This window comes from Citrobacter koseri ATCC BAA-895 (assembly GCF_000018045.1).
Classification (GTDB): domain Bacteria; phylum Pseudomonadota; class Gammaproteobacteria; order Enterobacterales; family Enterobacteriaceae; genus Citrobacter_B; species Citrobacter_B koseri.
In genome coordinates, this window is record NC_009792.1 from 4,092,714 (window position 1) to 4,104,753 (window position 12,040).

At 54.5% G+C, this 12,040-nt stretch carries 11 protein-coding genes; 4 read left to right on the plus strand and 7 right to left on the minus strand.

The genetic code is table 11. The features are described from left to right. Positions 1–11: 11 nt before the first annotated feature. On the minus strand, positions 12–1,832 hold the full coding sequence (locus CKO_RS18870) for a DUF2264 domain-containing protein (RefSeq protein ID WP_012135159.1): 1,821 nt from the start codon (positions 1,830–1,832) through the stop codon (positions 12–14). 165 nt (positions 1,833–1,997) lie between these two features. On the opposite strand from CKO_RS18870, the gene CKO_RS18875 reads away from it, so the two are divergent. Further along, positions 1,998–2,849, plus strand: a complete 852-nt coding sequence (locus tag CKO_RS18875) for a helix-turn-helix transcriptional regulator (RefSeq protein WP_012135160.1) — start codon at positions 1,998–2,000, stop codon at positions 2,847–2,849. Positions 2,850–2,924: 75 nt separating this feature from the next. On the opposite strand, the gene parE is transcribed toward CKO_RS18875, so the two are convergent. Genes parE through nudF form a run of 5 tightly spaced genes read right to left on the minus strand, consistent with a single transcriptional unit; the run spans position 2,925 to position 7,330 of the window. Beyond that, entirely contained in the window at positions 2,925–4,817 is a 1,893-nt protein-coding gene (gene parE / locus CKO_RS18880) for a DNA topoisomerase IV subunit B (protein ID WP_012135161.1), read from the minus strand. Between the two features lie 28 nt (positions 4,818–4,845). After that, positions 4,846–5,427: an esterase YqiA gene (yqiA, locus tag CKO_RS18885; RefSeq protein ID WP_012135162.1), complete on the minus strand. Its 582-nt coding sequence runs from the start codon at positions 5,425–5,427 to the stop codon at positions 4,846–4,848. Beyond that, positions 5,427–6,254: a 3',5'-cyclic-AMP phosphodiesterase gene (gene cpdA / locus CKO_RS18890; RefSeq protein ID WP_012135163.1), complete on the minus strand. Its 828-nt coding sequence runs from the start codon at positions 6,252–6,254 to the stop codon at positions 5,427–5,429. The genes yqiA and cpdA overlap by 1 nt, the downstream gene beginning before the upstream one ends. A 24-nt stretch (positions 6,255–6,278) precedes the next feature. Next, a complete protein-coding gene (locus tag CKO_RS18895) occupies positions 6,279–6,701 on the minus strand; it encodes a DUF1249 family protein (protein WP_012135164.1) in 423 nt (140 codons plus the stop codon). Next, positions 6,698–7,330 carry an ADP-ribose diphosphatase gene (gene nudF / locus CKO_RS18900; protein ID WP_024130957.1) on the minus strand — a complete coding sequence of 211 codons (633 nt, stop codon included), beginning with the start codon at positions 7,328–7,330 and terminating at the stop codon, positions 6,698–6,700. The genes CKO_RS18895 and nudF overlap by 4 nt, the downstream gene beginning before the upstream one ends. A 199-nt stretch (positions 7,331–7,529) precedes the next feature. Between nudF and tolC the strand changes: the two genes are divergently transcribed. From tolC to CKO_RS18915, 3 genes are all read left to right on the plus strand, one after another. Next, positions 7,530–8,999 (plus strand): outer membrane channel protein TolC, encoded by a 1,470-nt coding sequence (gene tolC, locus CKO_RS18905; protein WP_012135166.1) that lies wholly within the window; start codon positions 7,530–7,532, stop codon positions 8,997–8,999. 215 nt (positions 9,000–9,214) lie between these two features. Then, complete coding sequence (locus CKO_RS18910; RefSeq protein ID WP_012135168.1) at positions 9,215–9,883, plus strand: DUF1190 family protein; 669 nt, start codon at positions 9,215–9,217, stop codon at positions 9,881–9,883. A gap of 5 nt (positions 9,884–9,888) precedes the next feature. Then, the gene (locus CKO_RS18915) at positions 9,889–11,049 is read left to right on the plus strand and encodes a glutathionylspermidine synthase family protein (protein WP_012135169.1); all 1,161 of its coding nucleotides are present in this window, start codon (positions 9,889–9,891) and stop codon (positions 11,047–11,049) included. 85 nt (positions 11,050–11,134) lie between these two features. On the opposite strand, the gene ygiD is transcribed toward CKO_RS18915, so the two are convergent. Continuing rightward, a complete protein-coding gene (gene ygiD / locus CKO_RS18920; protein ID WP_024130959.1) occupies positions 11,135–11,923 on the minus strand; it encodes a 4,5-DOPA-extradiol-dioxygenase in 789 nt (262 codons plus the stop codon). Positions 11,924–12,040: the final 117 nt, after the last annotated feature.

Sequence of the window (12,040 nt, forward strand, 5' to 3'; positions counted from 1 at the left end):
GGGCCAGAGTTTTATAAAAAGAACGATAACTGGCGTGCGCTTTCTGGTTCGCGAATAACCACCTGGTTATCGTTTATTTGCAGTTGCGGAATTGCCGTATATTTTTTCTGTTGCCCGGAAGCAGAAACCGCGCAACACAGCCAGCTTTCGCCCTGTGCAATTTCTGCGGTAAGCAGTGGAATCGCGGCGCATTGTGCAAACATAATGCTGCTGTTCGGCGGAGTAATAATGCTGTCCGGCTGGCGGGCCAGCGCGGGCGACAGATCGACGATCGTGCTGCATCCATTCTCTGCCGCCAGGTAGCATCCGCGCTCACTGAGCTGATGCGCCGTTTTCATCACCGCAAAGCCGCCTTCCACGGTTTGCAACGTTCGCGCGCTGTGGATGCGGTGCAGGCGAAGATGCCACTCGCCGAAGGGCGCCAGCCAGGTCTCAACAGTGACGTCATGCCACGGAGACCAGCGGGAAAAAATAAAATTCTCATCGACCCGCACTTCGTCGCAGCGACGGCGGCCACGGAAATAGTTGTCGCCATCCGCCAGCAGCAGCATGGAGTCACACGCCGCATGTTTAAGGCCATAGCGTCCGCGTTCAATGGTGAAACCAAAACGGCTGGAGTAGGCAAACTTCGTGTATTTCGCTTCGGTGTTAACGTAGTTATTCAGTTCAAGCTGACCCGAAGTCAGCATCGTGACATGGTCTGAATTTTCGCTGTGCTGCAAAATTTGTGCGGCATGGGGAATAACGTGTTTTTCTGCGCATTGCGGCAACGGGAGTTCTTCGGCCTGCCAGAAGGCGTGATCGTCCGGCAAGGCGAGGATCAAAAAAACCTTCAGCGCCCAGTAAGGGGAGCCCGGCGAGTTGTAATCTTCACACATCGCCAGATTCGGATAAGCAAACCCCAGCGTCAGAATGCCGTCACGATCGACGATCGGCTGCTGCTGCCACCAGCGCAGATGCCGCAGGATCACCCCTTTAATCACGCCCGGCGAGAAGACATCCAGCTCAGCAAACGCCGCCGCGCTCCAGAACGCGACCATCGCAAAGCGATAGGTCAGACTGCGGCCAAACGGTACGGATGCGCCATCTGCTGCCGACATGTAGATAAAATCAGCGGCAAACAGGCGAGCGCGTTCGCGCAGGGTGGCGGCACGGGCAGCATCTTCCGGGTTCAGCGTGGCGTACAGCAGTCCGTAAAAATGGAAAGCCATCGAGATGTAGTAATCTTTTGGGCGACCGGGGCCATCGGCATACCAGCCGTCACCCAGGTAGTACGCTTCCATCATCGTAAAACGGCGGTCGATCGCTGCCTGATCGAACGGCAGCCCGGCACGTTTGAAACCCAACTGGACGATAATCGCAAAGTAGTTCCAGTTGCTGTCCGGCATTTGCGCGTCGGTGATCTGGTTTAGCCAGCGATGAAGATTCGCCAGTTCCGTTTCGCTGAACTGGTCGGTTAAACGCGTTTGCAGCAACGCCAGGCCGAGGCCGTAGGCGGCCATCTCGACCAGGCGCTGATCGTAAGGGTCGGTATCGCCCCAGTAGTGCGGACTGAGTGGATTGGTGCCGAGTTTAATCGCCTGAATATACTTATCAGCAAACGGCACCTCAGCGCCGCCAGCCATCAGAGGAAACAGACCCCATAACGCTCTGGAGAGCCCTTCCATGCAGGCGATATCCACACTGTAGTGCGCGCAGGTGTCACCCAGTGAAAACTGCGCCGCCCCTGCGGGAAACTGTTTATCCAGCGCGCTCAGCATCGTTGTGACGGCGCTGATTACGTCTTCACGGAATGACAATGGATTTGATTTTTCTTCAGTTGCCGACCACATACTCTGCCCCTCTGAATTAAGTGGCTAAAGGATAGTGAATCGCCGACAAGCGGAAATGTTATCTCAATCACACCAATAGAATTAAAATAAAACAGTGATTGAAAAAATTTAAAAACAAGGTTTATAAATCAGAATTCAGCGGCAAAAATTTAAATCTGTTGCACTATGAATGCACCCTCATCTCAGGAACATCTGGAACTGATCGCGCTCAATGACGCCATTGCGTCATTTAGTCGATTATTTGCTAACTCGGTTCGCTATCACCACTGGCATCAGTGTCTGGAGGTGCTGTATGTGGAGGAAGGATTTGGCGTGGTGATCGTCGATCACCAGCAATACACCATGCGACCAGGTCGATTGTTCTTTTTCCCGCCCTTTACCCTGCATAAAATCATGGTGGATGAGCAGGCGCAAGACCACTACCGCCGAACCATTATTCACCTCGATCAGCATGCGGTACTGAAAGTGCTGCGCGATTTTCCGCTTAATCAACAGCGTCTGCAAAGTCTGACCGTACGTGGCGGCGAGGCCAGAGTATTCGATGTGGCGGATATTCACCCGCACGTTGATTTTCTCTTCAGCCGTTACGAGAAAATGGCAGCGCTCAAGCCGCTTAACGCCGAACAGATTTCCTGCCTGTTATTGAGTTTATTTAGCCTGTTGCCCGAAGATAACGTCAATATGACGGAGATTGGCACCGGAATAGCAAGCCAGGTGATGTTCTGGCTGGATGAAAATTACACCCGTAAATTCAGCCTCAGCGAGCTGGCAGAAGAGTCAGGAAAATCAAAAAGCTACATTTCCCGGCGTTTTCATTTTGAAACCGGTGAAAGCATCCTCAATTACCTCAATACCCTTCGGTTACGCAAAGCCTGTGAAGCGTTGTTACACAGCGAGGAGAGTGTGCGGGAGATTGCCCGACAAGTGGGGTTTTCAGACGTGACGTACTTTATTAGCGCCTTTGGCAAAGGGATTGGCGAAACGCCGTTACAGTATCGCAAGCGGCATAGACAGTAACGCCGGATGACGCTTCGCTTATCCGGCCTACGGGCACAATGCGAGCGTAGGCCGGATAAGGCATTCAATGGTCGATTACGCGTCGAGATCCGCCATATCGCCTTTTTCCTGCAACCAGTTGCGGCGGTCTTCGGAGCGTTTCTTCGCCAGCAGCATATCCATCATGGCGTTGGTACGCTGATCGTCTTCGTCGCTGATAGTGAGCTGCACCAGGCGACGGGTGTTCGGATCGAGCGTGGTTTCGCGCAGCTGCATCGGGTTCATTTCACCCAGACCTTTAAAGCGCTGCACGTTCGGCTTGCCTTTCTTACGCTTCAACTGTTCCAGCACGCCCGCTTTCTCTTCTTCCGTCAGCGCATAGTAGACCTCTTTGCCGAGATCGATACGGTACAACGGCGGCAGCGCGACGTAGACGTGCCCGTGCTTCACCAGCGTGCGGAAGTGCTTCACAAACAGGGCGCAGAGCAGCGTGGCGATGTGCAGACCATCGGAGTCCGCATCCGCCAGGATACAGATCTTGCCGTAACGCAGCTGGCTCAGATCGTCGCTGTCTGGATCGATGCCGATCGCCACAGAAATATCGTGTACTTCCTGCGATGCCAGCACTTCATCGGAAGAGACTTCCCAGGTGTTGAGGATCTTACCTTTCAGCGGCATGATCGCCTGATATTCACGATCGCGCGCCTGCTTGGCGGAACCGCCCGCCGAGTCCCCTTCCACGAGGAACAGTTCGGTACGATTGAGATCCTGCGCGGTACAGTCCGCCAGTTTACCCGGCAGCGCCGGGCCGCTGGTCAGCTTTTTGCGCACCACTTTCTTCGCCGCGCGCAGTCGACGCTGGGCGCTGGAAATGGCCATCTCCGCCAGCAGCTCCGCAGACTGAACGTTCTGATTCAGCCACAGGCTGAAGGCGTCTTTCACCACGCCCGACACAAACGCCGCACACTGGCGCGAAGAGAGACGCTCTTTGGTCTGCCCGGCGAACTGCGGGTCCTGCATCTTCACCGAGAGCACGTAAGCGCAGCGATCCCAGATATCTTCCGCAGACAGCTTCACGCCGCGCGGCAGAATATTGCGGTATTCGCAGAATTCACGCATCGCGTCCAGCAGACCCTGGCGCAGCCCGTTTACATGGGTGCCGCCCTGCATCGTCGGAATCAGGTTAACGTAGCTTTCGGTCAGCAGCTCGCCGCCTTCCGGCAGCCACAGCAGCGCCCAGTCTACGGCTTCCGTATCACCGGCAAAATTACCGATAAACGGTTTTTCAGGAAGGGTCGGCAAGCCGTTAACCGCTTCGCCCAGATAGTCGTTCAGGCCATCCTGATAGCACCAGCGCTGCTCGCTATTGTTGACCTCATCTTTAAAGGTGATTTCAACGCCAGGGCACAGCACCGCTTTCGCTTTCAGGATATGGGTTAAGCGAGAGACGGAAAAACGCGGGCTGTCGAAAAAGGTTTCATCCGGCCAGAAGTGAACGCTGGTGCCGGTATTACGTTTACCGCATGTCCCGACAACCTGAAGATCCTGCACTTTCTCGCCGTTTTCAAAGGCGATGCTATAGACCTGAGCATCACGACGCACGGTGACTTCCACGCGTTTTGACAAGGCGTTGACGACGGAAATCCCCACCCCGTGCAGACCGCCGGAGAACTGGTAGTTCTTGTTGGAGAACTTACCGCCCGCATGCAGTCGGCAGAGGATCAGTTCAACCGCCGGAACGCCCTCTTCCGGGTGGATATCCACTGGCATCCCACGGCCATCATCAATCACTTCCAGTGACTGATCGGCATGTAAAATCACATCCACGCGTTTTGCGTGACCCGCCAGTGCTTCATCCACACTGTTATCAATCACTTCCTGCCCAAGATGGTTCGGGCGGGTTGTATCGGTGTACATCCCCGGGCGGCGGCGTACCGGCTCTAGCCCAGTGAGTACCTCAATGGCATCAGCGTTATAAGTTTGCGTCATGATTTAAATTAGCAATTCGAATTGATTGTCAGAAACTGTGCAGTCCAAGGAAATCGACAATCTGGTTGAAATAATCTTCGAAGCCCGTGAATGCATGGTTTCCGCCCTCGATAACGGTCTGGCGGCAGGAGGCGTAATACGCCACCGCCTGGCGGTAGTCCAACACTTCATCCCCCGTCTGTTGCAGCAACCAGATCAAATCCGGCGCTTCCAGCGGGTCAATCTGCATGACTTTAAGATCGTAAATATGGCGAGACTCTAGCACATATTGCTGCCCGGTGTAGGGGTTCTCGTTCTGACCGAGGTAGTCGGTCAGCAGTTCAAACGGCCGCACCGCCGGGTTCACCACCACCGCAGGCAACATAAAACACTGCGACAGCCAGGTGGCGTAATAGCCGCCCAGCGACGATCCGACGACGCCGAGCGGCGCTCCACCGTGTTCAAGCACGATAGATTCCAGCAACTCTGCCGCATCGGCAGGATACGGCGGCAGTTGCGGCACGATCATCTCAACATGAGGGTGGCGCTCCGCCAGCCAGCTTTTAAGCTGACATGCCTTTGCCGAACGCGGAGAGCTATTAAACCCATGCAGATAAAGAAGCGTAGACATCAGTATCCTTCCGAAGCGGTATCGGGTCGGAATTGAGTCCCCGGCAGACGATGCACTTGCGTTTCCAGAGAACCCTCGGCGTACAGTTCCAGCGTCCGCCAGCCTGGCCCTATCGTGTCCAGCGTGAAGTTCGCGCAGTGCGGCTTGAACTGGACGCAGGTGGACGGCGTCGCCAGCAGGCGGCGGCCATTCCAGTCAAGATCCAGCTCCTGATGAATATGACCGCACAGCAGGTATTTGACGCGTGGATAGTTCGCCAGCACGCTGTCCAGTTCGGCCGCGTTACGCAGGCTGTGCTGATCCAGCCAGCTGCATCCCGAAGGCAATGGATGGTGATGCAGAAGCAGCAAGGTGTGGCGCTCCGGCGCATCGGCAAGTTTGCGCTCCAGCCATTCAAGCTGAAAGTCGCTCAATTCACCATGCGGTACGCCAAAAACCTGGCTATCCAGCAGCAAGATTTGCCATTGATCGCCGATAAACACGCGTTTGGCCGGGGAGATCCCCGCTTCCTGCAACGCGCTGTACATCGCGGGCTGAAAGTCATGGTTACCCGGCAACCAAACGCAAGGCGCGCGAAAGCTTGCGATACCTTCAGCAAAGTGCTGATAGGCCGCAGCCGTTTGATCCTGCGCTAAATCACCTGTCGCCACGATCAGATCGTATTCGTGCTGCCCGGCATGAATCGCATCCAGCACCGCCTGGTAACTTTCCCAGGTATTCACGCCCAGCAGCGTTTCATGTTTTTCGGCAAACAGGTGAGTATCGGTAATTTGTAAGATCCTGACTCTGGCCTCACCAGCCAGAGGAAGGGTTAACAGGCTTTCCAAATGGTGTCCTTAGGTTTCACGACGCTAATAAACCGGAATCGCCATCGCTCCATGTGCTAAACAGTAACGCAGCCAGTCGGCCAGAAACTGATTAATTTGATGCTTTTCGTCGCGTTGATGCAACTTTTTATTTGGATAATCATACCGCGCTTTGAAGCGAAAGATCTGCTGACTTGAACACACTTCGGCCACCATCGCGTCATGGTACAGGCGCACCGTAAGTGACGGCAGGCTCCAGTACGTAATGGCTGGCGCCGTCTGCTCGATCGCAACAAGCGTAGTGTATCGGGTCGATTCAACGATCGTTAACCGATATTGCGCGTTGGCCACCTGATAGCTTACTGTTTCGCCGGGTGCGTCATTGCGCGGCAACAGGCGGCGCAATTGCGAAAAATTAGTTTCGCACAGGCGCATCATTTCAGGGAAGTCAGGTGTGTAACGCTTCATTTTTTCCACTCGTGTTTTAACTCTTGATAGTGCAGTTGCAGCCATTGCAAAGCGATGACAGAAGCCGCGTTGTCGATTTTCCCCTCTTCTACCCACTGGTAAGCCTGCTCCCGACTTACCACATGAACACGAATATCTTCGTTTTCATCGGCCAGACCATGAATCCCGTTCGCGGTCGTGGCATCCACTTCACCCACTAAAATAGAAAGACGCTCGCTGGTGCCGCCGGGGCTTGCCAGGTAACTCATGACTGGTTTCGTCCGTTTGACCTCAAGTCCGGCCTCTTCCATTGCTTCGCGACGAGCGACCTCCTCAACGGTTTCGCCCTCTTCGATCATCCCGGCGACCATTTCCAGCAACCACGGCGTTTCGCTGGTGTCATACGCCGCGATACGAATCTGTTCGACCAGTACAATTTCGTCGCGCTCAGGGTCAAAGGGTAGCAACACTGCGGCGTGGCCGCGCTCAAAAATTTCGCGTTTCACTTCACCGCTCATTTCACCGTTGAACAGGCGGTGGCGGAAACGATAGAGATCCAGTGAAAAAAAACCGCGATATAGCGTTTCTCGTGCAATAATTTCTACATCGTTTTTGGAGAAAGTCATTGGCGAGTTGTCTGGTTTATGCATTGTGCTGTCCTGGTACCAATAGTGATTAAAATGTGAATTTCAAGGGCGTTTGACTGCCGTTTCAGCGACCTTGTGATAAATTGGTGCAAATTAACGCCGGATGGCACGTAACGCCAACTTTTTGCAGTGGCGGATTCTGCTAGAATCAGCAATTATTTTTACAATTTGATCAGCGCTAAATACTGCTTCACAACAAGGAATGCAAATGAAGAAATTGCTCCCCATCCTTATCGGCCTGAGCCTGACGGGGTTCAGCACACTGAGCCAGGCAGAGAACCTGATGCAAGTTTATCAGCAAGCACGCCTGAGCAACCCGGAATTGCGTAAATCCGCCGCCGATCGCGATGCTGCATTCGAAAAAATTAACGAAGCGCGTAGTCCTTTACTGCCGCAACTGGGTTTAGGTGCCGATTACACCTACAGCAACGGCTATCGTGATGCGAATGGCATCAACTCCAACGCCACCAGCGCCTCTCTGCAATTAACCCAGACCCTTTTTGATATGTCAAAATGGCGCGCGCTGACGTTGCAGGAAAAATCCGCAGGTATCCAGGACGTCACGTTCCAGACCGATCAGCAAACGCTGATCCTCAATACGGCGAGCGCCTACTTTAAAGTCCTGAACGCCATTGACGTTCTCTCTTATACGCAGGCGCAGAAAGAAGCCGTTTATCGTCAGTTAGATCAAACCACCCAGCGTTTTAACGTCGGCCTGGTCGCTATCACTGACGTGCAAAACGCCCGTGCACAATACGATACCGTGCTGGCGAACGAAGTCACCGCCCGCAACAATCTGGATAACGCCGTAGAAGAACTGCGCCAGGTCACCGGTAACTACTACCCGGAACTGGCTTCGCTGAATGTCACAAACTTTAAAACCGACAAGCCGCAGGCCGTTAACGCGCTGCTGAAAGAGGCCGAAAACCGTAACCTGACGCTGTTGCAGGCGCGTCTGAGCCAGGATCTGGCGCGCGAGCAAATCCGCCAGGCGCAGGACGGCCATCTGCCAACGCTGGATTTAACCGCCTCTACCGGCGTGTCTGACACCTCTTATAGCGGCTCTAAAACCCATAACAGCACGCAGTATGACGACAGCAATATGGGCCAGAACAAAATCGGCCTGAGCTTCTCGCTGCCGCTGTATCAGGGTGGGATGGTCAACTCTCAGGTGAAACAGGCGCAGTACAACTTTGTTGGCGCGAGCGAACAGCTGGAAAGCGCGCACCGCAGCGTCGTGCAGACTGTGCGCTCTTCCTTCAACAACATTAATGCTTCTATCAGCAGCATCAACGCTTACAAACAGGCCGTTGTTTCCGCGCAAAGCTCTTTGGATGCAAACGAAGCCGGTTATTCCGTGGGTACGCGTACCATTGTTGACGTGCTGGATGCCACCACCGCGCTGTATGAAGCGAAGCAACAACTGGCGAATGCGCGTTATAACTATCTGATTAACCAGCTGAACATCAAGAATGCTCTCGGTACGTTGAACGAGCAGGATCTGGTGGCGCTGAACAATGCGCTGGGTAAACCGATCTCGACATCCCCGGACAACGTCGCGCCGGAAACCCCGCAGCAGGATGCAGCGGCGGATGGCTATAATGCCAGTACGGTTCAGCCTGCTTCAGCACGTTCCACCAGCAGCAACGGTAACAACCCGTTCCGTAACTGATGAATTGCCCGATGGCGCTTCGCTTATTGAGCCTACCTGATTCCAGGCAGGGTAAGCGTCGCGCCACCGGGCGCTAAACCTTGTCTGAACGTAAGGCAACGTAAAGATCCCGCCATTCTGCCGCATTCTCGCCTCTTCTCGCTTCAATTTCGACCAGCCATCCACTATCCTGAGCATTATTTATTGTGTTTACCACTGGGTCCTGGAAGACAAAAATGAAACGGACAAAATCTATACATCACGCCTCGTTCCGCAAAAGCTGGAGCGCACGTCATCTTACTCCGGTTGCTCTGGCGGTTACCGCTGTCTTTATGCTGGCCGGCTGTGAAAAAAGCGACGAAACGGTTTCGCTGTATCAAAACGCCGACGACTGCTCGGCGGCGAACCCGGGCAAAAACGCTGAATGTACGACCGCATTCAACAATGCCCTGAAAGAAGCGGAACGTACCGCGCCGAAATACGCGACGCGTGAAGACTGCGTGGCTGAATTCGGCGAAGGCCAGTGCCAGCAGGCGCCGGCTCAGGCAGGTATGGCGCCGGAAAATCAGGCGCAGGCGCAATCCAGCGGCAGCTTCTGGATGCCGCTGATGGCGGGCTATATGATGGGTCGAATGATGGGCGGCGGCGCGGGCTTTGCTCAGCAACCACTGTTCAGTTCAAAAAACCCGGCCAGCCCGGCCTACGGTAAATACACCGACGCCAGCGGCAAGAACTACGGCGCCGCACAGCCTGGCCGTACCATGACTGTACCGAAAACCGCGATGGCGCCGAAACCCGCCACAACCACAACCGTTACCCGTGGTGGTTTTGGCGAGTCAGTGGCAAAACAAAGCACGATGCAGCGTAGCGCCACCGGCACCTCGAATCGTTCGATGGGCGGCTAAGACGCATGGAAAGAATCAGTATTACTGAGCGCCCGGACTGGCGCGAGAAAGCCACCGAATACGGTTTTAATTTTCACACGATGTACGGGGAACCGTACTGGTGTGAAGACGCGTACTACAAGCTGACGCTCGACCAGGTTGAGAAGCTGGAAGACGTCACCGCTGAACTGCACCAGATGTGCCTTAAGGTCGTGGAGAAAGTGATCGCCAGCGACGAGCTGATGACGAAGTTTCGCATTCCTAAGCATACCTGGGGCTTTGTACGTCAGTCCTGGCAAACGCAGCAGCCGTCGCTCTATTCCCGCCTCGATCTGGCGTGGGATGGCACGGGGGAGCCTAAGCTTTTAGAAAATAACGCCGATACGCCGACCTCACTGTATGAGGCCGCGTTTTTCCAGTGGATCTGGCTGGAAGACCAGCTCAATGCGGGCAACCTGCCGGAAGGCAGCGATCAGTTTAACAGTCTGCAAGAAAAGCTGATCGAACGCTTCGCCGAGCTGCGTGAGCAGTATGGCTTCCAACTGCTGCACCTCACCTGCTGTCGCGATACCGTGGAAGATCGCGGGACGATCCAGTATCTACAGGACTGCGCCGCCGAAGCTGAAATCGCCACCGAGTTCCTCTACATTGAAGATATCGGCCTGGGTGAAAAAGGTCAGTTTTCGGACTTGCAGGATCAGGTGATTGCCAATCTGTTTAAGCTCTATCCGTGGGAATTTATGCTGCGTGAAATGTTCTCCACCAAGCTGGAAGATGCTGGCGTTCGCTGGCTGGAACCGGCCTGGAAGAGCATTATCTCCAATAAAGCGCTGCTCCCAATGTTATGGGAAATGTTCCCGGATCACCCTAACCTGCTGCCGGCTTATTTTGCGGAAGATGACTATCCGCAAATGGAAAAATTCGTCGTCAAACCGATCTTCTCGCGTGAAGGCGCTAACGTCTCCATCATTGAGAACGGGAAAACGATCGAAGCGGTGGAAGGCCCTTACGGCGAAGAAGGCATGATTGTGCAGCAGTTCTGCCCGCTGCCGAAGTTTGGCGACAGCTATATGCTGATTGGCAGCTGGTTGATCAACGATCAACCCGCCGGGATCGGTATTCGCGAAGACAGAGCGTTGATCACCCAGGATCTGTCCCGCTTCTACCCGCATATCTTTGTCGAATAGTCTCTTGTGCCGGGTGGCGGCTCCGCCTTACCCGGCCTACAATTCGTGCCGTAGGCCCGACAAGCGTAGCGCCATCGGGCATTAATCATCCCACCTGTACCGACAGCATACTCAGGCTGCCCATCTCGATGCCGTCAACCGGGATCGTCACCGGCTCTTTGCCATCCCATGCACCTAACACATACAGCAGCGGCAGATAGTGATCCGGCGTTGGGTTCGACAGCGATCCTCCTTCATGATCGAGGTAATTAACCAGCGGATGCTGTTCTACCGGCCCCTGCCATGTCAGATTCGCTTTCACATACTCATTGAATGACGTTGCCCACGGGTAGGGCGTATTCTCGCCATGCCAGCGCGCCGTGCGCAGGTTATGCACCACGTTGCCACTGGCGACCAGCATAATGCCTTCGTCCCGCAACGCCGCCAGTTTGCGCCCTGTTTCAAAATGCCAGGCCGCCGGTTTGGTGCTGTCGATGCTCAACTGCACCATCGGGATATCCGCATTCGGGTACATCTTGATCAACACGCCCCAGGAGCCGTGATCAAAGCCCCACGCCTCTTTATCCAGCGCGACCGGCGTCGGCGACAGCAACTCAACCAGATGTTGCGCCAGTTCCGGCGAACCGGGCGCAGGATAGTGCGTGTCATACAATGCCTGAGGAAAGCCGCCAAAATCATGGATCGTCTTTGGCGCTTCCATCGCCGTCACGCTCGTCCCTCGCGTGAACCAGTGCGCCGAAACAACGACAATCGCTTTTGGACGCGGCAATGTATCCCCCAGATGCCGCCAGGCGCGGGTATACACATTATCTTCCAGAACGTTCATCGGGCTACCGTGACCTAAAAACAATGCTGGCATACGTGTTGAAGACATGATGATATCCTTACTGAGGGAGTCATTTTGATATCATCACAATACGCTTTTTCGATGGATGAAGAACTCAGATAACCATGATGAAGATCATCAGTTATTTTGAAGGTCAGGTTCGGA